Source organism: Streptomyces sp. SID5469, from assembly GCF_009862865.1.
Taxonomy (GTDB): Bacteria; Actinomycetota; Actinomycetes; order Streptomycetales; family Streptomycetaceae; genus Streptomyces; species Streptomyces avermitilis.
In genome coordinates, this window is the sequence record NZ_WWIN01000001.1 from 7740782 (window position 1) to 7759425 (window position 18644).

Sequence of the window (18644 nt, forward strand, 5' to 3'; positions counted from 1 at the left end):
CGATAGGTTTTCGACTACGGCGCCTGTCTTGCAGGGGCTTGCAGGGGGTTCAGACCGCTAATCGAAAGGGTGATCCGTTGAGCCGCTCGGTTCTCGTCACCGGAGGCAACCGGGGCATCGGCCTCGCCATCGCCCGCGCGTTCGCCGAGGCCGGCGACAAGGTCGCGATCACATACCGGTCGGGTGAGCCGCCGGCCACCCTCACGGACTTGGGCTGTCTCGCCGTCAAGTGCGACATCACGGACACCGAGCAGGTGGAGCAGGCCTACAAGGAGATCGAGGACCAGCACGGCCCCGTCGAGGTCCTCGTCGCCAACGCCGGCGTCACCAAGGACCAGCTCCTGATGCGCATGTCCGAGGAGGACTTCACGTCCGTCCTCGACACCAACCTCACCGGCACCTTCCGCGTGGTCAAGCGTGCCAACCGCGGCATGCTGCGCGCCAAGAAGGGCCGCGTCGTGCTCATCTCGTCGGTCGTCGGCCTCCTCGGCTCCGCGGGCCAGGCGAACTACGCCGCGTCCAAGGCCGGCCTGGTCGGCTTCGCGCGCTCCCTCGCCCGCGAGCTGGGCTCACGCAACATCACCTTCAACGTCGTCGCGCCCGGTTTCGTCGACACCGACATGACCAAGGTGCTCACCGAGGAGCAGCGCAAGGGCATCGTCGGCCAGGTGCCGCTCGGCCGGTACGCGCAGCCCGAGGAGATCGCCGCGGCGGTGCGGTTCCTCGCCTCCGACGACGCCTCGTACATCACTGGAGCCGTCATTCCCGTTGACGGCGGACTGGGAATGGGTCACTGATCACCATGAGCGGAATTCTCGAGGGCAAGCGCGTCCTGATCACCGGTGTGCTGATGGAGTCCTCCATCGCCTTCCACACCGCGAAGCTGGCCCAGGAGCAGGGCGCCGAGATCATCCTGACCGCCTTCCCGCGGCCCACGCTGACCGAGCGCATCGCCCGGAAGCTCCCCAAGCCCACCAAGGTCATCGAGCTCGACGTCACCAACGACGAGCACCTCGGCCGCCTGGCCGACATCGTCGGTGAGGAGCTGGGCGGCCTGGACGGCGTCGTGCACTCCATCGGTTTCGCGCCCCAGGACGCCCTCGGCGGCAACTTCCTGAACACGCCGTTCGAGTCGGTCGCCACGGCCATGCACGTCTCGGCGTTCTCCCTGAAGTCGCTGACCATGGCCTGTCTGCCGCTGATGCAAAGCGGCGGCTCGGTCGTCGGTCTCACCTTCGACGCGCAGTACGCCTGGCCGCAGTACGACTGGATGGGCCCGGCCAAGGCCGCCCTGGAGGCCACCAACCGCTATCTCGCCCGCGACCTGGGCAAGCAGAACGTGCGCTCCAACCTCATCTCGGCCGGCCCGATCGGCTCCATGGCCGCCAAGTCCATCCCGGGCTTCAGCGAGCTGGCAGCCGTCTGGGACTCCCGCGCCCCCCTGGAGTGGGACCTCAAGGACCCGGAGCCGGCCGGTCGCGGTGTCGTCGCCCTGCTGAGCGACTGGTTCCCGAAGACCACGGGCGAGATCATCCACGTGGACGGCGGTCTGCACGCGATCGGCGCGTAAGCGTTTGCGCAATCGCTTACGCGCGACCGCCCGGTCGCTTTCGTACGAGGCCGACGCCCCGTTTCCCGCACCGCGGGGAGCGGGGCGTCGCCCGTTCGGCCCAACTGGCCGGGCAGCCGGGACCGGGCAGCACGCACGCTGGGACTACGCACCGCCCCGCAGCCGAACGGCCGAGGAGGTCCCCCTTGTGCGCCTGTCCCGCCGCTTCGCCCCGGTGATCCTCGCCGTCACTCTGGTGATGGTCCTGCCGTCCGACGCCATGCCCCACGCGCGCGTGGCGGACCGAAAACCCGCTGACCCGCAGCCTTTCGGCGCCGAGTGCCGTACCAGCGTCACCGGCTCCCACGCGGTCGCGTACTGCCACAACCCCTACGTGGACACGGATCGCGTACGCCTGCACATCGAATGCGACCGCTGGTGGGATCTCGACACCGACAGCGCGCCGGTCGACACCGGACCGGCGATGACCGTCCGGCTGAGCGGGCGGTGCTGGGAGGAGATCCGCTCGGTGTGGGTCAGCCACGAGAAGTGACGGCTCTCGTCAGCCGTCCGCGGGGGCGGACTTCCGCCGCCCGGGCCGGCACAGGAACGGATACCCGGCGGCCTCCGTCGCCGCCGCCTCCGCGTCGCCCGTACGGATCGCGTCGACCAGGCGGGCGTGGTCCATGTACGTCTCCGGAGTCAGCTCCTCGCCGACGTCCTCGCGCAGCCAGTCGCGCAGCACCTCGCCCAGGTCCGCGTACATCGCCGTCATGACGTCGTTGTGGGACGCGGCCACCACCGCCATGTGGAAGGTCGCGTCGGCCGTCACGAAGGCCTCGGCGTTGCCCGACTCCCAGGCCTCCTCGCGGCGTACGAGGAGCGTGTCCAGCTGCTTCAGATCGCGCTCGGTGCGCCGCCTCGCGGCCAGCTTCGCGGCACCCGACTCCAGCGTGGAACGCAGCTCGGCGATGTGCCGGGGGTCCGCGTCCGCGAAACGGCGGTGCATCACACCCGCCAGCTCACTGGTCGCCGCGACGTAGGTGCCGGAACCCTGGCGGATGTCGAGCAGACCGTTGTGCGCGAGGGCCCGGACGGCCTCGCGGACCGTGTTCCGGGCGACGCCCAGCTGCTCGACCAGCTCGGGCTCGGTGGGGATGCGCGAACCGACCGGCCACTCGCCCGAGGTGATCTGATTCCGCAGCTCGGCGATGACCTGCTCGGACAGTGCCGAACGGCGGGGGTGGCTCAGCGGCATGACGGTCCTTCGTACGGGCCCGTGTGCGGTTCTGCGCGCGTGGCCGGGGGCTCCGGAGCGTAGCGCAAGAGGATTGGACAGCCATTCATCCCATGATTCTATGATGGGCGACATGGCAAGCGAGGAGATCCGGACGGCGACGTCCACACCGATACGCAGCTCCGCAGGTACGGGGGCCGACAGCGAAACGCCGTCCACGCGCGCGTGGAGGACGCGTCTGGTGGTCGTGGGCATCGTCCTCACCGCGCTCAATCTGCGTCCGGCCATCACCAGCCTCGGCGCCCTCCTCGAAGAGGTGCGCGACGGGCTCGGCATGAGCGGCAGCGTCGCCGGACTGCTCACCTCGGTGCCGCCGCTCTGCTTCGCGGTCTTCGGCGTGATGGCACCGCGGCTGGCCCGCCGCTTCGGGGCCGCCGCCGTCGTGGGCGCCGGAATGGTCGCGATCACCGCGGGCCTGGTGATCCGGCCGTACGCCGGGGGCACGGCGGGATTCCTCGCCGCCAGCGCGCTGGCACTCATGGGCATCGCCGTGAGCAACGTCCTGATGCCGGTGATCGTCAAGCGCTGGTTCCCGGACCGGGTCGGCTCCATGACCGGCCTGTACTCGATGGCGCTCGCGCTGGGCACCTCCGCCGCGGCCGCCGTGACGGTGCCCCTGACCGACGCACTGGGCGGCAGCTGGCAGTCCGGGCTGGCCGTCTGGGCGGGACTCGCGGCGGCGGCCGTCCTGCCCTGGATTCCGCTGGTACGCGCGCGGGGAGGGGCCGGAGGCTCGCACGGGTTCGGCTCGTCGGAAGCGGCCGGAGGGTCGCACGGGCTCGGCTCGTCGGAAGCGGCGGCCGCCGCGGCCCCTCAGGAGGCCGACGGGCTGCGGATCACCCGGAGCCGTACGGCCTGGGCGCTGGCCGTCTTCTTCGGACTCCAGGCCACCGCCGCGTACATCACGATGGGGTGGATGGCGCAGATCTTCCGCGACGCAGGTGTCGCCGCGGGCACGGCCGGACTCCTGCTGGCCGTCACCATGGTGATGGGCGTCCCGCTGGCCTTCGTCATCCCCCGGCTGGCCACGCGCCTGCCGCACCAGGGGCCGATCGCGGTGGTTCTCGGGGCGTGCGGACTCGCCGGGTACGCGGGCCTCTACTTCGCCCCTGCGGCCGGCGCCTGGGCCTGGGCGCTGCTGCTCGGCGTCTCCAACTGCGCCTTCCCCCTCGCTCTGACGATGGTGGGCATGCGGGCCCGGACGGGTGCGGGCGTGGCCAAGCTGTCCGCCTTCGCGCAGAGCACGGGCTATCTGATCTCCATCCCCGGCCCGCTCCTGGTGGGGGTGCTGTACCAGCACAGCGGCGGCTGGGGGCTGCCGATCGCGCTGATGGCGGGGCTGATGATCCCGCAGATCGTGGTGGGGATCGTCGCCGGGCGCAATCGGACGGTGGAGGAGGAGGCGGCTCGCTGAGCCGGGCCGACGCGCACACGGGAAGGCGTTTGTGCCGCGAGTACCTCCGTGTCACGACGCGGCCGGTCGCGACCCCGGGGGAGTCCGGGCGGGCGATGGGTGCGAGACTGGCCGTATGCCCGTGCTCGACCCGAATCCCCAGAACGGCCAGAAGAAGATGCTGCTCGTCTTCGGCGCGTTCCTCGCCATCTTCGTGATCATCGGCATCATCGCGTCGATCGCGTCCCCCTGACCAACGCGCGTCGGTCGCCTTCCCGTGACCATCGCGTCGGTGGTCTTCCCGTGACCATCGCGTCGGTCACCTCCCCGTGACGACCGGCCCGAGGGCCGACCGGGCCCACCGCCGAGGGTGGGGTTAGCCCCCCATCCCCTAGGGGGTGAGTGTCAGGGTCAAGTGGGTGGACCACCGGATGGGTTGACGGCTCCGGACTCCGTAACTTCGAAGTGTGACCGCGAGGGCGCGGACCACGGACCACCCGAAGACCCACGGAGGCATCATGTCGGCCTGCACCCCCACCCGGCCCCACCCGGCGACCTCGGGCGGCGTCGACATCCGGCTGCCCTGGTGGGCGCTCGCCCTGCCCGCCCTCGCCTTCGTCGCCCTCCTCGCGCTGATCATCAACCCGTCGGACGCGAGTGCGGCCGCCGGGGAGCCCGCGATCACGCATCTTCTCGAGCGCGTCCGGACGGTGCTGGGCCAGGCCCTTTAGCAGCCCCGGCGGAGGCCGCACAGCCGGACGCGGATGCGGCTGCCAACTCCCTGCGCCCGTTGGCGTGTTTCATGCGAAGCTGGGACTCATGAGCGTCGCAGAACCCCGCAGGATTGTCCTCTTCCGGCATGCGAAGGCCGACTGGCCGCAGGTGTCCGACCACGAGCGGCCGCTCGCCGACCGGGGGCGCACGGACGCCGCCGTCGCCGGACGCAAGCTGGCCGACACCGGCATCCCCGTCGATCTGGCCCTCTGCTCCACCGCGACCCGGACCCGCGAGACCTGGAAGCTCGCCGTCCACGAGCTCCCGCACCGGCCGAAAACCGTCTATGAGGAGCGGCTCTACGAGGCCTCGCCCGGGGAGATCATCGCCGTGCTCAACGAGACCCCGGACGACGTGCAGAACGTGGTCCTGATCGGTCACAACCCCGGTGTGCAGGGCCTGGCCGACATCCTCGCCGGCTCGGCCGAGGGCGATACCCGCACCCGGATGGCCGACCGCGACTTCCCGACCGCCGCCTTCGCCGTGCTCTCCTTCGACGGCCCCTGGAAGTCCCTGGAGCCGGGTGTGGCCACACTGCTCGACTACTGGGCCCCGACCGAGTAACCCACCGCCGCCATGGAAGGGGCCCGGCACCTGCGCGGTGCCGGGCCCCTCGACGTATGTCCCCGCGCGCCGCGCGGGCGCCCTGACGCGGTGGTCAGCCGGCGTCGTCGTCGTGCGTGTCCGCCGCCTCGACCTCTTCCCGGGTGACACCGAGCAGATACAGGACCGTGTCCAGGAAGGGGAAGTTCACCGCGGTGTGCGCGGCCTCGCGGACGACGGGCTTGGCGTTGAAGGCGACACCCAGCCCCGCCGCGTTGAGCATGTCGAGGTCGTTCGCGCCGTCACCGATCGCCACGGTCTGGGCCAGCGGCACCCCGGCCTCCGCCGCGAACCGGCGCAGCAGCCGAGCCTTGCCCGCGCGGTCCACGATCTCCCCGGTGACCTTGCCCGTCAGCTTCCCGTCGACGATCTCCAGGGTGTTGGCCTGAGCGAAGTCGAGGCCGAGCCGCTCCTTCAGATCGTCGGTGACCTGGGTGAACCCGCCGGACACGACACCGACTTGGAAGCCGAGCCGCTTCAGCGTACGGATCAGGGTGCGCGCGCCGGGAGTGAGCCGGACCTCGCTGCGCACCTTGTCGATCACCGAGGCGTCCAGCCCCTTCAGCAGCGCCACGCGCGCGTGCAGCGACTGTTCGAAGTCCAGCTCGCCGCGCATCGCGGCCGCCGTCACCTCGGCGACCTGCTCCTCGCAGCCGGCATGCGCGGCGAAGAGCTCGATCACCTCGTCCTGGATGAGCGTCGAGTCCACGTCCATGACGACCAGCCGCTGGGCCCGTCGGTGCAGCCCGGCCGCGACGACGGCGACATCGACACCGAGTGCCGCCGCCTCGGTCGCCAGGGCGGTGCGCAGCGTCTCGGTCTCCGTGCCGGACACGGCGAACTCGACCGCCGTCACCGGGTACTTGGCGAGCCGGAAAATACGGTCGATGTTGCCGCCGGTCGAGGTGATCCGCGCGGCGATGGCGGCCGTGGACTCCGCGGTGAGGGGGTGGCCGAGCACGGTGACCAGCGAGCGGCCGAGTCCGCGCGGCCGGTTGTCGCCCAGGCCGGAGATGATCTCCGCCTGCATCTTCATGGACTCCGCCCAGCTGTGGACGGTGGACCGCAGATCACCCTCGAGCCCGGCCGGCGGCTCGGTCACGAGCGCGCACAGCACCATCCGGCCACGGGTGACGACCTGCTCGATGTCGACCACGTCGACGGAGAAGGCGGCGAGGGTGTCGAACAGGCCGGCGGTCAGGCCTGGCCGGTCCTTGCCGAAGATCTTGACGAGAAGGGTGCGGGCGTCGGAGGTCTGCGAAGCACTCATGGTGTTCCCACCGTATCCGGCACCCAGTGCCTTTCGCGCCTGAGGTCCGTCTGGCGGACAGGGAACAGTGGATGGCGGACTGATGGCGCACGCCTTGATCACAGGCGAAGCGACGACGCCGCGCCCGCCGCGCCAGCCGGGTCGGCCCTCGGCGGGGACGGCAGGTCAGCCGCGCCCGCGGACCGGGCCGGCCCCCACCGGCGAGGACGGCACGTCAGCCGTGCCCGCCGGGTCGGCCCCCAGCGGCGGCGCCGCGTCAGCCGCGCCCGCGAGCCGGATCGGCCTCCGGCGACCTCCGGCGAGGTACGTGCGTCAGTCGCGCCCGCCGGGTGGGCCCTCTGCCGAGGACCGTGCGTCAGCCGCGCCCCCGGACCGGATCGGCCCCGGCGACGACCTCGCGTCAGCCCCGCCCGCCGCGCCCACCGCCCCCCTGAGGCCTCCCAGGCGGCGGAGGCGGCGGAGGCGGGGGAGGTGGCGGGGGAGGCGGCGGCCCCTCCTCCGGCGAAGCCCCAGGCGCAGCCGGCCTGGACCGTCGCCCCGGCGACCGGGGCGGTGGCGTGATCGGCCCGATCACGGTGGGCGCCCCGTACACGTCGTCGGGCGGCCTCACGCCCTGCGAGGGCGCGGCCCCCTCCGGCCTCCGCACATCCCTGTCTCCCGGCCGCACATCCCTGTCTCCCGGCGCCGCACCTCCCGCCGGCCGCCGGGCCTCCGGGGCCCGCCCGTCCTCCGGGGCCCGCCGCCCCTCCGCCGCCCGCAGTTCCTCCGGCACCCTCAGATAGGGGTTCGTGTCAGGATTCGCAGGCCGGTACGGCCTGCTCGGCGCGTACGGTCCCGCATGCTTCGGACTCTCCGTCCGCTGCGGCACATCCGTCCGCTGCGGCACATCCGTCCCCAGCGACACATCCGTCCGCTGCGGCCCGACCGGCCCCGGTGCCCCCACGTCACCCAGTGCCAGCGGCGCCGCCCGCCGCCCGGCCGCTCCGCTCACGTACGCGAGCAACGCCCCGGCCGCCCCCGCGCCCGCACCCCACACCGCGCCCAGCACCAGCGCCATCCCCAGGTGCCCGTGCAGTCGGATCCCCGCGCCGAACGCGTCGAAGCCGAGCACCGACAGCGACGCGTCCACGGACACATCCGTCAGCCAGACCAGCAACGGCAGTGCCAGCGCGGTCACCACGCCGAGCCGAAGAGCGCAGTGCCCCGCGAAGCCGAGGGCACCCCCACCTCGTACAGCCGCAGTGCCCGGCACCGGTCCGGAAGCCGCACTCCCGCCTCGTACGTCCGCACGGCCCTTCCTCGGCCGCGAGGCGGCACCCGGCCCCCGTACAAAAGGCGTACGCGCTGCCGTCAGCACCCCCGCGAACAGCATCATGAGCGCGGCCGCGACCCCCAACAGCCAGACTCTGCCGTCCAGTTCGGCCAGGCGCCCCAGCGTGACGGGCTGGTCGGACCGCACGCTCAGCAGCTCGTCCAGGGGGTGGGGCAGCAGCGTGGCCAGTGCGCCCGAGGCCTTGCCGTCCCATGGCACGAACAGGCCGACCGGGATGCCCAGCCACACCCCGTTGGGCGCGCCGAGCAGGGCCGCGCCGGCGATCCGCCGGGGATGGTCGTCGCCGATCGCCGCGTACGCCGCCGCCGAGAGTCCTGCCACGACCGCCACCAGCAGTACGGTCACCAGCGCGGACACGGCCGGCCGCACCACCCGGTGCACCGCCTCCCAGCCGCGCGGCAGGGGCGTACGGCGCGACGCCAGCAGCGCGATCACCAGCACTCCGACCGCCCAGACCGCGCCGCCGAGCAGCGTGGGCACCGTGTCGACCGAGAAGCCGACCGCCGCCTTCGCCTTCACCAGATCGCCGATCCGGTCCGGCAGCAGCCCGCCGATGTCCCCGAGCCCGGGAATGTCGATCTTGCCGCTCCCGCCGCCTCCGGGCAGTCTGCCGAGCCCGAGCCGTTCGCCGTCGATGGTGATGACGTCGTGACCGGCCCAGGCGAGCCCGCCCAGCATCGCCACGAACAGGACGACCACCGCTGCCGCGCGCGCGAGGAGTTCGGACGGCGCGACCACAACTCCCGCCGCGCGCAGGGACCGTAAGAAGAACCAGCACAGCAGCAGCGCGCCCACCAGCCCCACGCCAAGTGGCGTGATCTGGATGGCGGTCGTCGCCTCCGCTCCCTTCAGGCCGAACGCCGACACATCGCCGGACGGCGTCACCGAACCACCCGCCCCAAGCGCCACAACGGCGGCGGTCATCGGGCCGAGCGAGCCCTCCGCGTCCGCGTCCAGCAGATGCAGCCCGAGCGCGGCCGTCCCCGCCATCCCGATCAACGCCCAGCTCACGGAGGCGATCGCGGACAGCAGGACGTCTCCCCACGGCACCCTCCTGCCGTGGTCCGCGGTCTCGATGCTCATCGTCAGCCCCCCGATCCGCGCCGCGGCGATCCACCGCGGATGTCCCCCTCGCGTGGGATTACCCCTCTCCGGGCCGGTTTCAACCCCGTCAACGGAAACGGACAAGCCGCCCGTACTTGGTCTTCACAAGGTCCGACTTTCGGTCAGGGGGCTCCTACTGAAATAGTTCCCCACGATGTTCGACATCCCTAGACTCCCTGTGATGGGGGTAGCTCGGGGGACAACTCAGTGGGGCTGGAGTGCCGGAACTCGTACTGGAATTGAATGGACGGACCTGGACGCTCGACGCGTCCCGGCCCTACACCCTCGGACGTGATCCGCAGGGAGACATCACGCTCGACGACGCCAGGGTGTCCTGGCGGCACGCCACGATCAGCTGGAACGGCCGCAGTTGGGTCATCGAGGACCACGGCAGCACCAACGGCACGTTCGTGCAGGGCCAGCGGATCCATCAGATGGAGATCGGCCCGGGTTCGGCCGTGCATCTGGGCAACGCGACCGACGGACCGCGTCTGAACCTGTCCGGCGCGGCGGCGGCCGTCGCCGCGCCGCAGCAAGCGCAGCCCCAGCAGCAGCCGTACGTGGCCAAGGGCGCGAGCCCCGGCTGGGCCCAGCAGGCCCCGCCGCAGCAGCAGGCCCCGCAGCAGCAGGCACCCCAGCAGGGCTGGCAGCAGCCTCAGCAGAGTGCGGCCGTTCCGCAGCAGCAGGGACCCGGTGGTGGCGCGGGGGCGCCACCGGTCTACGGCGACCGCAGCCCGACCACGTTCCACCAGTTCTCGCTCGGCCGCGTGATGCGCATCGGTCGTGCCCTGGAGAACGAGCTGGTCGTCTCCGACCTTCAGGTCTCGCGGAACCACGCCGAGTTCCACGCGACGCCCGACGGCCGCTTCGAGATCCGCGACCTCGGCTCGCACAACGGCACGTACGTCAACGGTATGCCGATCGCCAAGGGCGGCTCGGCGCTCCTCGGCCCGAACGACATCGTCGGTGTCGGCCACTCGACGTTCCGCCTCATCGGCGACCGCCTCGAGGAGTTCGTCGACACCGGTGAGGTCTCCTTCTCGGCCCGCCATCTGACCGTCACGGTCGACGGCGGCAAGCAGATCCTCAAGGACGTCTCCTTCGGCGTCCCGGAGAAGTCGCTCATCGCGGTCATCGGCCCGTCGGGCTCCGGCAAGTCGACGCTGCTCAAGGCGCTCACGGGCTACCGCCCGGCCAACCAGGGCGATGTCCTCTACGACAACCGGAACCTGTACAAGCAGTTCGCCGAGCTGCGTCAGCGCATCGGTCTGGTCCCGCAGGACGACATCCTGCACAAGGAGCTGACCGTCAAGAAGGCCCTCAAGTACGCGGCCAAGCTGCGCTTCCCCGCGGACACCACGGGGCAGGAGCGCGAGGCCCGCATCGACGAGGTGCTGCGCGAGCTGAAGCTGGACATCCACAAGGAGAAGAAGGTCACCTCCCTCTCCGGTGGCCAGCGCAAGCGGGTCTCCGTGGCCCTGGAGCTGCTGACCAAGCCGTCGCTGATCTTCCTGGACGAGCCGACCTCCGGCCTCGACCCGGGCATGGACCGTGACGTCATGCAGCTGCTGCGCGGTCTCGCCGACGACGGCCGTACGGTCCTCGTCGTCACGCACTCCGTGGCCGAGCTGGCGATCTGCGACAAGCTCCTGGTCATGGCGCCCGGCGGTTCGGTGGCCTACTTCGGCCCGCCGGAGGAGGCGCTGAACTTCTTCGGCTACGACACCTGGGCCGACGTCTTCTCCGCCTTCGAGAACTACCGCGACTACGACTGGGCGGGCCGCTGGAAGGGCTCGCAGCACTACCAGATGTACGCCGCGGACATCGACGCCGTCGCTCCGCAATCCGTACACATGCCTCCGCCGCAGCAGATGCGCCCGCCCAAGCCACAGGGCTGGGGCTCGCAGTTGATGACCCTGATCCGCCGCTATGTGTCGGTGATCGTGTCCGACAAGGGCTTCCTGGCGCTGACGGTGATCCTGCCGGCGGTACTCGGCGCGGTGAGCCTGCTCATCGACTCGGACAAGGGTCTGCTGGTCAACCCGGCGAACCCGAAGACCGGGGTGCACATCCCGAACGGCACGGCCACCACGGTCCTGCTGATCCTCGCGGTCGGCGCGTGCTTCGCGGGCGCCGCGAACTCCGTGCGCGAGCTGATCAAGGAACGGGTCATCTACGAGCGGGAGCGGGCGACCGGCCTGTCACGCTCCGCGTATCTGATGTCGAAGGTGATCGTCCTCGGCACCATCACCGTGCTCCAGGGCGCGATGGTCGGCGCGATCGGCTTCTCCAGCCGCGAGATCCCCGACAAGGGCCTCGTCCTGGGCAACGCGGTGCTGCTCGAGCTGTCCATCCCGATCATGGCGCTCGGTTTCACCTCGATGATGTTCGGCCTGATCATTTCCTCGCTGGTGAAGACCGCCGAGAAGACCATGCCGCTGCTGGTGATGTTCGCGATCATCCAGGTCGTGTTCACGGGCTGCCTGTTCACGCTGCACGGCGCGGTCGGCGTCAACGAGTTCTCGTACCTGATGCCCTCGCGCTGGGCCGTCGCCGCCGCCGGTACGACGCTCGACTTCAACAACATCGCCCCGAACACCGACGACCCGACCAGCACGGACCCGCTGTGGGACCACGCGGCGGGCGCCTGGACCATGGACATGGCCGCACTGATCGTCCTCGGTGTCATCTGCGGCTTCTTCGTGGCCCGCTTCCTGCGCCGCCACGAGCCGGAGGTCATGCGGAAGTAGGCGCTTTCGGCAACCACCTTCGTACGATGCCGAAGGGCGGCACCCCCGTATCGGGGTGCCGCCCTTCGGCGTACGTAGAAGAGGTCCGCGCCAGGCCTCAGTACGCGCTGTTGACGTTGTCCATCGAGCCGTACTTGTCGGCCGCGTAGTTGGCGGCGGCCGTGATGTTGGCGACCGGGTCGTAGATGTTCCACGAGGTGCCGGGCACGTGGTACGCGTTGAAGGTCGGCGGGATGACCTGGAGCAGGCCCTTCGACGGGATGCCGTTGATCGCGTTGACGTCCCAGCCGTTGATGGCCTTCGGGTTGCCGGACGACTCCCGCATGATGTTGCGGTACAGGCCGTTGTACGAGCCGGGGATCTTGTGCTTCGCCATGATGTCGAGCGACTCGTGGATCCAGCCGTCGAGGTTGTTGGCGTACGTCTTCGCGGCGACCGGCTTGACCTCGACGCGCTGGGCGGACCGGCTCGCGGCCGCCTTCGCCTTGCGCACCTGCGCGGCCTTCGCCACGGCCTGCTTCTTGGCGGCGGCCACGGCGGCCAGCTTCTTGGCGGCGGCCGCGTCGGCGGCCTGCTTCTTCGCCGCGATCGCCTCGGCCTTGACGGTGGCGCCGGCCAGCTGGTCGGTGATGCTGGCCTTGACGTCCTTGATCTGCTCCTGGCTGTACACCACCGGAGCGGACGACACGGCGGCGGTCTCCTGCGTCGGGGTCTGTGCGCTGCTCGGCACCGCGGAGAACGCGAGGGCGGCGGCGCCGAGGGCGGCCACACCGGCGACCGAGAGCTTGTGGGTCTTGGTCAGCTTCGGACGATGACCAGGAGTGTTGATGTTCTTGGGCATGACTGATGGACCTCTTCGAATAGCGCGGAGGTCGCTCTCGAGCCGGATGGGGACTCAGGGTTTCCAGCACAAGCGCCGTGGGTACAGGACCCCGGTGCCGAGCGACGAGAGCCATTGTTAGCGGCCGCAAAATCGCCTGGCAAAGGTGTGACGTACGATCCGGGGTAGTGGACACAGGAAGGGCAAAACGGGACAGACTGGCACGTCTGTCCCGCTCATAACGGACTTACTTATCTCCTATCCTTCTTCGTACGTGATGTGCGCCCTATGTGCGGGGTCACATCGACCGAGCGGCAGTCTCACATTAGGTTGCGGAAGCAATGCACTGTGTGAGGACTCTCCGTCCGGAAGGATGAGATGTAGATCCCCGAACTCGTGCCACAGGTAGAGCCCGGCCAGCGCCTCCTCATAACTGCGGTCGATCGCGGTCCGTCCCGCCAGCGCCTCCAGCATCAGCAGATGCGAGGCCTCCGGCTCGTGCAGCCCGGTCAGCAGCCCGTCGACCGCCCGCACCCCGCGCTCCGGGGTCACCACGAGGTCGGTCCAGCCCTCCGCCGGCCGGACCACTCCGTCGGTGCCGGTCGCCGACTCGACGGCCCGCACGGCCGTCGTACCGACCGCGATCACCCGGCCGCCCTCCCGGCTCCCGTCCCCACCCCTCGAAGAGGACGCCTCGCGTGGTGTCCGATGCGCCCGCGCCGCGTTGATCAGCCGCGCCGACGCCTCCGGAACCGCGAAGCGCTCCGGATACGGCGGCTCGTGCGCCTCCGCCGACGCCACCCCCGTGTGCAGCGTGATCGGTGCGAACTGCACACCACGGCTCACCAGCTCCGCCACCAGCCGCGCGGTGAAGGGCCGCGCGGCACTCGGCATCTCCGCACTGCCCGCTCCGTCGGCGGACGGCAGGGCGAACACCGTCTGATAGACGGAGAGGGGCTGATCCCTTTCTGTATAGGAGTAACGGATGGGGCGCCCGTGCCCGCGCAGCAGCACCGTCACGTCCGCGTCCCCGGGGGCCGACACCCGCGCCCACCACAGGCGCTCGCTCCGCCCGGCCAGCGGCTCCTCGAGTACGAGGCGTACGCCGTCCGGGAGACGCACCTCTGTGCCCGCGGGCCCGCCCGTACGCGCGCGTGTAGTGCCCCTTCCGTCGGGATCCCGCAGCTCGACGGCCCATCGTCCGTCCTCGCCCCGCGTGGAGAAATGCACCACCACGCGCGCGTGCCCGATCCGCCCGTCCACGGCGGCGGCCAGCGTGGGGGACGTGTTGACGACGAGCAGATCCCCGGCCCGCAGCTGCCGCGGCAGCTCCACGAAGTCGTGGTGCGACACCTCGGTCCCGCGCGAGACCAGCAGCCGTACGGAATCCCGGTCGAGGCCGGGCCCGCGCTGCTCGGCCGGCACCCGCGCCGACAACTCCTCCGGCACCTTCCCCCACGCGCGACCGCGCCCGACCGGGGGGACCCCCATCGCGGTCGTCATCGCCCCGCCGGCAGCGCCGACAGCGCCGACGCGCCGTAGCGGCCGCTCGCCGGGCGCTCGTCCAGCAGTCCGATGAAGGCGGGCACCACACTCGCCGGAGCCGGGCGCGGATCGTCGTCGTCCGGTACGGCCGCCGTGTACAGGTCCGTGCCCATGTCCCCGGGGTCCACGGCCCACACCCGCAACCCGGGCTCCTCCTCGCCGAGCACCGCCGACAGATGGTCGAGCGCCGCCTTGGACGCCCCGTAGCCACCCCACGTCTCGTACGCCTCGGCCGCCGCGTCCGAGCTGATGTCGATCACCGTGCCCGCCCGCGACGCCCGCAGTAGCGGCAGCGCCTCCTGGATCAGGCCCAGCGCGGCGACCACGTTGACCTCCAGGGCGTGCCGCAGCCCCTCCAGCGTCAGCGCTTCCAGTCGTACGAGCGGCTCGGCACCCAGAGCGCTCGCGTTGTTCACCAGGAGGTCGAGCCCGCCCAGTTCCCGGGCCGCCGTCACCAGCCCGGCCCGGTGCCCGGCATCCGTGACGTCCCCGGGCAGCGCCCGCACCCGCGTTCCGTACGCGGACAGGGCCGCCGCCGTCTCCTCCAGCACCTCACCGGTTCTGGCGTCGAGCACCAGATCCCAGCCGCGCTCCGCCAGGGCCGCGCCGAGTGCCCGCCCCAGCCCCTTCGAAGCCCCCGTGATGATCGCTACCGGCATGACAACCGTCCCCTCGTTCCACCACCGCCGCTCCGGGCGGCTGTCCTCAACCTAGGAACCGGGCCGACCCCGCCGCCTCGTGCGCGAGCCGCAAAGAACCAGGGCCCTTCGGCCTAGGCCCACCGGCCCGGGCCGGGACCGCCACAGGTCGGATACGCCCTGTCACACCTCGCCGGTACGGTGAGGTCATGAGTCATGGACCCCGGTCCGGCCTGTCCGCGGTGAGTTCCGCGCTGCTGGCCATGAGCAGGCATCTCGAGGTGCGCGACGTCCTCAAGACGATCGTCGCCTCGGCCCGCGAGCTGCTCGACGCCGAGTACGCGGCGCTCGGGGTCCCCGACGACCACGGAGGCTTCGCCCAGTTCGTCGTCGACGGCGTCAGCGACGCCCAGTGGAAGGCCATCGGCCCGCTCCCACGCCAGCACGGCATCCTCGCCGCGATGCTGCACGAGGCGAAGCCCGAGCGCCTCGCCGACGTGCGCGAGGACCCCCGCTTCGAGGGCTGGCCCGCGGCCCACCCCGACATGTCCGACTTCCTGGGCCTGCCGATCCGTGACGGCGACGAGATCATCGGCGCGCTGTTCCTCGCCAACAAGAGGTGCCCCAAACCGGAGGGCGGCTGCGGCTTCACCCCTGAGGACGAGGAACTCCTGACGATCCTCGCCCAGCACGCGGCGATCGCCCTCACCAACGCCCGCCTCTACGAGCGCAGCCGCGAACTCACCATCGCCGAGGAGCGCTCCCGGCTCGCCCACGAACTGCACGACGCCGTCAGCCAGAAGCTCTTCTCGCTGCGCCTCACCGCGCAGGCCGCCGCCGCCCTCGTCGACCGCGACCCCTCGCGCGCGAAGGGCGAACTCCAGCAGGTGGCCGCGCTCGCCGCCGAGGCCGCCGACGAACTGCGCGCCGCCGTCGTCGAGTTGCGTCCCGCGGCCCTCGACGAGGACGGTCTGGTCGCCACCCTGCGCACCCACATACAGGTCCTCGACCGAGCCCACACCGCGCGCGTGACCTTCGACAGCCGCGGTGTGCGCGCGCTGCCCGCCGCCCAGGAGGAGGCCATGCTGCGCGTCGCCCAGGAGGCCCTGCACAACGCCCTGCGCCACTCGGGAGGGTCGCGTGTCGACGTGACCCTCGTGAAGCGCGGACCGGGCGTCGTCCTGCGCGTCACGGACGACGGCAGCGGCTTCGACCCCGCCTCGACCCGCCGTGCGGGACGCCACCTCGGGCTGGTCTCCATGCGGGACCGGACGAGCGGGGTCGGCGGCACACTGACCGTGGATTCGGCGCCCGGCAAGGGCACCACGATCGATATGGAGGTCCCTGGTGGCTGATGCAATCAAGGTGCTGCTCGTCGACGACCACCAGGTGGTCCGCCGCGGCCTGCGCACCTTCCTCGAAGTGCAGGACGACATCGAGGTGGTGGGAGAGGCGTCCGACGGCGCCGAAGGGGTCGCCCGCGCCGAGGAGTTGAAGCCCGACGTCGTCCTCATGGACGTCAAGATGCCGGGCATGGACGGCATCGACGCGCTGCGCAGACTCCGCGAACTCGCCAACCCCGCACGCGTGCTGATCGTCACCAGCTTCACCGAGCAGCGCACGGTGGTCCCGGCCCTGCGCGCGGGCGCCGCCGGGTACGTGTACAAGGACGTGGACCCCGACGCCCTCGCCGGCGCCATCCGCTCCGTGCACGCCGGACACATCCTGCTCCAGCCCGAGGTCGCGGGCGCGCTCCTGTCCCAGGAGGAGGCCAACTCGGGCCAGGGCAGGGGAGGTTCACTCACCGAGCGGGAGCGCGAGGTGCTCGGCCTGATCGCGGACGGCCGCTCCAACAGGGAGATCGCACGCGCGCTCGTACTCTCCGAGAAGACCGTCAAGACACACGTCTCGAACATCCTGATGAAACTGGACCTCGCCGACCGCACCCAGGCCGCACTGTGGGCCGTACGCCATGGAGCGGCGGGCTGACCGCGGCACGAGAACGGTGCTCCACCCCAGGGGTGCTCCGGCGCCCGCCCGGGCGACCGGCCGACGCTGATACTGCCGACCGACAGTAATACGGACGGATCCACTCCAGTCTGAGATTCATACCGTCGTGTGTATGTCCCCCGGACGGCGCATCCTCGGCGGCTCCCGGCCGTTCTCCAGTGCGTGCTGCGGCGCCTGCCGCAGTGATCGCCAGGGAGGGCTCAGAAGTGAAGAACCTGAAGAAGGTAGCCGCTGTCACGATGGTCGCCGGTGGGCTTGTCGCCGCGGGCGCCGGTATGGCCTCGGCCACCGACGGCGCGTGGGCGGGCGGCAAGGCCGTGGGCTCCCCGGGTGTCGGCTCGGGCAACGTGGTCCAGGCCCCGGTCCACATCCCCGTGAACGCGGTCGGCAACACCGTGAACGTCATCGGCGCCCTGAACCCGGCCTTCGGGAACCTGGGAGTCAACCACTGAGATTCCGCTCCGGAACCCTCGTGACCACCGGCCTCCCAGGCGCTCCTGGGGGGCCGGTCAGGCGTCCGGGGGCGAGGCGGGGAGACCGTCGCCAAGAAGGCTGTCCGGCGGGCGTCGCGGGCGGCGGCGTCGACAGCAACGGCGCCCTGAACCGGCCGCCGTCAACCAGGGCGTCAGCGCAGGCCGATCGCGGGGCCCCGGGTGCGGCAGCCCCCAGGGACGCCCGCACCCACACCGGCCACCAGAAGGCCGACGGTCACCGCACCCCCCGCTCCCGCTCCTCCACAAACGCGTTGTAGGCGGCCACCTGCGCCCGACGGGCAGTTCGCTCGACCGGCCTGAGCGCCAGCGACCTCGCCGCGATCTCCGACGCGCTCACCGCCCCGCCGTGCCCGTTCTCGTACGCCACCGAAATCAGCAGCCCCACCCGCTGGGCCAGCTCCAACACGCGAACCGCACGCGGCGGATACCCCGGCGCCAGCACCTCGCGCCCCCGCTCGGCCCGGGCCCGATACGCGTCGACGGCCGCCTCCGCCACCGGCCCGGAGCCCGCCACATCGAGCCGCGACAACACCTCGGTGGCCTCGCGCAGCGCCTCCGCCAGCTCCCGCTCGGCCTCCCCGAGGGAAGGCACATCGGCGGGCGGCGCCTCCCGCACGGCAAGGCAGTGCCACACGACCTCCACATGCACATCGCCGTCGGGCCCGGCCTCGTACACCTCGGGGACCAGCCCGAGCGCGGCCCCGAAACAGATCGCGGCCTCCTCGGCGTCCAGCGCCCGCGCATTGAATTCCGGCGGCCCGCTCAGCCCGAGCGGATGCCCCGGCGCGGGCAGGGCGACCCGCAGCCCGGTCACCCCCAGCGCGCGCATCCGGCCAAGGGCGAGCGTGAGGCCGACGGGCCCGGACTCACCGGGCAGCCCCTCGACCCGGTGCACCGCGTCCTCCCCGACGATGGCGAGCACGGCGTCGTCCGGTGAAACAAATCCGGCCAAAAGGGCATTTCCCCATGCGGCCAGCCGTCCTGAGCGTGGTTCCGAGAGCATGCCTCCACCCTAAGGACCGACCGATGGATGGGACCGCCCGACCGGTGGCGTAGATTTCTTC

Annotated in this window: 18 protein-coding genes; 11 read left to right on the forward strand and 7 right to left on the reverse strand. The window is 71.4% G+C overall.

Annotated elements, in window-relative coordinates:
* Window positions 1-77: 77 nt before the first annotated feature.
* The 3 genes from fabG (at window position 78) to GTY58_RS33585 (ending at window position 2102) form a co-directional block, all read left to right on the forward strand.
* The gene (gene fabG / locus GTY58_RS33575; RefSeq protein WP_010987862.1) at window positions 78-797 is read left to right on the forward strand and encodes a 3-oxoacyl-[acyl-carrier-protein] reductase; all 720 of its coding nucleotides are present in this window, start codon (window positions 78-80) and stop codon (window positions 795-797) included.
* A gap of 5 nt (window positions 798-802) precedes the next feature.
* Entirely contained in the window at window positions 803-1570 is a 768-nt protein-coding gene (gene fabI, locus GTY58_RS33580) for an enoyl-ACP reductase FabI (protein WP_010987863.1), read from the forward strand.
* A 187-nt stretch (window positions 1571-1757) separates the two neighbouring features.
* Entirely contained in the window at window positions 1758-2102 is a 345-nt protein-coding gene (locus GTY58_RS33585) for a hypothetical protein (RefSeq protein WP_037646887.1), read from the forward strand.
* Window positions 2103-2111: 9 nt separating this feature from the next.
* On the opposite strand, the gene GTY58_RS33590 is transcribed toward GTY58_RS33585, so the two are convergent.
* On the reverse strand, window positions 2112-2807 hold the full coding sequence (locus GTY58_RS33590) for a FadR/GntR family transcriptional regulator (RefSeq protein ID WP_010987865.1): 696 nt from the start codon (window positions 2805-2807) through the stop codon (window positions 2112-2114).
* 100 nt (window positions 2808-2907) lie between these two features.
* On the opposite strand from GTY58_RS33590, the gene GTY58_RS33595 reads away from it, so the two are divergent.
* The 4 genes from GTY58_RS33595 to GTY58_RS33605 all read left to right on the forward strand — a co-directional run bounded on the left by GTY58_RS33595 (window position 2908) and on the right by GTY58_RS33605 (window position 5577).
* The gene (locus GTY58_RS33595; RefSeq protein ID WP_037646889.1) at window positions 2908-4260 is read left to right on the forward strand and encodes a CynX/NimT family MFS transporter; all 1353 of its coding nucleotides are present in this window, start codon (window positions 2908-2910) and stop codon (window positions 4258-4260) included.
* A gap of 115 nt (window positions 4261-4375) precedes the next feature.
* Window positions 4376-4492 (forward strand): SGM_5486 family transporter-associated protein, encoded by a 117-nt coding sequence (locus GTY58_RS41410; RefSeq protein ID WP_107083244.1) that lies wholly within the window; start codon window positions 4376-4378, stop codon window positions 4490-4492.
* Between the two features lie 265 nt (window positions 4493-4757).
* Complete coding sequence (locus tag GTY58_RS33600) at window positions 4758-4970, forward strand: hypothetical protein (RefSeq protein WP_010987868.1); 213 nt, start codon at window positions 4758-4760, stop codon at window positions 4968-4970.
* A gap of 88 nt (window positions 4971-5058) precedes the next feature.
* Window positions 5059-5577 carry a histidine phosphatase family protein gene (locus GTY58_RS33605; protein ID WP_010987869.1) on the forward strand — a complete coding sequence of 173 codons (519 nt, stop codon included), beginning with the start codon at window positions 5059-5061 and terminating at the stop codon, window positions 5575-5577.
* Window positions 5578-5671: 94 nt separating this feature from the next.
* On the opposite strand, the gene serB is transcribed toward GTY58_RS33605, so the two are convergent.
* Window positions 5672-6886: a phosphoserine phosphatase SerB gene (serB, locus tag GTY58_RS33610; RefSeq protein ID WP_010987870.1), complete on the reverse strand. Its 1215-nt coding sequence runs from the start codon at window positions 6884-6886 to the stop codon at window positions 5672-5674.
* Between the two features lie 400 nt (window positions 6887-7286).
* Entirely contained in the window at window positions 7287-9302 is a 2016-nt protein-coding gene (locus GTY58_RS33615; RefSeq protein ID WP_010987871.1) for a streptophobe family protein, read from the reverse strand.
* A 239-nt stretch (window positions 9303-9541) separates the two neighbouring features.
* On the opposite strand from GTY58_RS33615, the gene GTY58_RS33620 reads away from it, so the two are divergent.
* Window positions 9542-12073 carry an FHA domain-containing protein gene (locus tag GTY58_RS33620; protein WP_010987872.1) on the forward strand — a complete coding sequence of 844 codons (2532 nt, stop codon included), beginning with the start codon at window positions 9542-9544 and terminating at the stop codon, window positions 12071-12073.
* A 97-nt stretch (window positions 12074-12170) separates the two neighbouring features.
* Here GTY58_RS33620 and GTY58_RS33625 read toward each other — a convergent pair whose 3' ends face one another.
* The 3 genes from GTY58_RS33625 to GTY58_RS33635 all read right to left on the reverse strand — a co-directional run bounded on the left by GTY58_RS33625 (window position 12171) and on the right by GTY58_RS33635 (window position 15097).
* Window positions 12171-12914 (reverse strand): transglycosylase SLT domain-containing protein, encoded by a 744-nt coding sequence (locus tag GTY58_RS33625; RefSeq protein ID WP_010987873.1) that lies wholly within the window; start codon window positions 12912-12914, stop codon window positions 12171-12173.
* A gap of 237 nt (window positions 12915-13151) precedes the next feature.
* Window positions 13152-14384 carry an S-adenosylmethionine:tRNA ribosyltransferase-isomerase gene (locus tag GTY58_RS33630; RefSeq protein ID WP_010987874.1) on the reverse strand — a complete coding sequence of 411 codons (1233 nt, stop codon included), beginning with the start codon at window positions 14382-14384 and terminating at the stop codon, window positions 13152-13154.
* An 8-nt stretch (window positions 14385-14392) separates the two neighbouring features.
* Window positions 14393-15097 carry an SDR family NAD(P)-dependent oxidoreductase gene (locus GTY58_RS33635; protein ID WP_010987875.1) on the reverse strand — a complete coding sequence of 235 codons (705 nt, stop codon included), beginning with the start codon at window positions 15095-15097 and terminating at the stop codon, window positions 14393-14395.
* 188 nt (window positions 15098-15285) lie between these two features.
* On the opposite strand from GTY58_RS33635, the gene GTY58_RS33640 reads away from it, so the two are divergent.
* From GTY58_RS33640 to chpE, 3 genes are all read left to right on the forward strand, one after another.
* On the forward strand, window positions 15286-16431 hold the full coding sequence (locus tag GTY58_RS33640; protein ID WP_010987876.1) for a GAF domain-containing sensor histidine kinase: 1146 nt from the start codon (window positions 15286-15288) through the stop codon (window positions 16429-16431).
* Window positions 16424-17065 (forward strand): response regulator transcription factor, encoded by a 642-nt coding sequence (locus GTY58_RS33645; protein ID WP_010987877.1) that lies wholly within the window; start codon window positions 16424-16426, stop codon window positions 17063-17065. Before GTY58_RS33640 ends, GTY58_RS33645 begins: the two co-directional genes overlap by 8 nt.
* Window positions 17066-17292: 227 nt before the next feature.
* Window positions 17293-17538, forward strand: a complete 246-nt coding sequence (gene chpE / locus GTY58_RS33650; protein ID WP_010987878.1) for a chaplin ChpE — start codon at window positions 17293-17295, stop codon at window positions 17536-17538.
* 256 nt (window positions 17539-17794) lie between these two features.
* On the opposite strand, the gene GTY58_RS33655 is transcribed toward chpE, so the two are convergent.
* The gene (locus GTY58_RS33655) at window positions 17795-18583 is read right to left on the reverse strand and encodes a hypothetical protein (RefSeq protein ID WP_010987879.1); all 789 of its coding nucleotides are present in this window, start codon (window positions 18581-18583) and stop codon (window positions 17795-17797) included.
* Window positions 18584-18644: the final 61 nt, after the last annotated feature.

Coding starts and splice junctions, on each gene's coding strand:
- fabI (WP_010987863.1), top strand. CDS start 803: ATGAGCGGAATTCTCGAGGGCAAGCGCGTCCTGATCACCGGTGTGCTG.
- GTY58_RS33590 (WP_010987865.1), bottom strand. CDS start 2,807: ATGCCGCTGAGCCACCCCCGCCGTTCGGCACTGTCCGAGCAGGTCATC.
- GTY58_RS33595 (WP_037646889.1), top strand. CDS start 2,908: ATGATGGGCGACATGGCAAGCGAGGAGATCCGGACGGCGACGTCCACA.
- GTY58_RS41410 (WP_107083244.1), top strand. CDS start 4,376: ATGCCCGTGCTCGACCCGAATCCCCAGAACGGCCAGAAGAAGATGCTG.
- GTY58_RS33600 (WP_010987868.1), top strand. CDS start 4,758: ATGTCGGCCTGCACCCCCACCCGGCCCCACCCGGCGACCTCGGGCGGC.
- GTY58_RS33605 (WP_010987869.1), top strand. CDS start 5,059: ATGAGCGTCGCAGAACCCCGCAGGATTGTCCTCTTCCGGCATGCGAAG.
- serB (WP_010987870.1), bottom strand. CDS start 6,886: ATGAGTGCTTCGCAGACCTCCGACGCCCGCACCCTTCTCGTCAAGATC.
- GTY58_RS33615 (WP_010987871.1), bottom strand. CDS start 9,302: ATGAGCATCGAGACCGCGGACCACGGCAGGAGGGTGCCGTGGGGAGAC.
- GTY58_RS33625 (WP_010987873.1), bottom strand. CDS start 12,914: ATGCCCAAGAACATCAACACTCCTGGTCATCGTCCGAAGCTGACCAAG.
- GTY58_RS33630 (WP_010987874.1), bottom strand. CDS start 14,384: ATGGGGGTCCCCCCGGTCGGGCGCGGTCGCGCGTGGGGGAAGGTGCCG.
- GTY58_RS33635 (WP_010987875.1), bottom strand. CDS start 15,097: ATGCCGGTAGCGATCATCACGGGGGCTTCGAAGGGGCTGGGGCGGGCA.
- GTY58_RS33640 (WP_010987876.1), top strand. CDS start 15,286: ATGAGTCATGGACCCCGGTCCGGCCTGTCCGCGGTGAGTTCCGCGCTG.
- GTY58_RS33655 (WP_010987879.1), bottom strand. CDS start 18,583: ATGCTCTCGGAACCACGCTCAGGACGGCTGGCCGCATGGGGAAATGCC.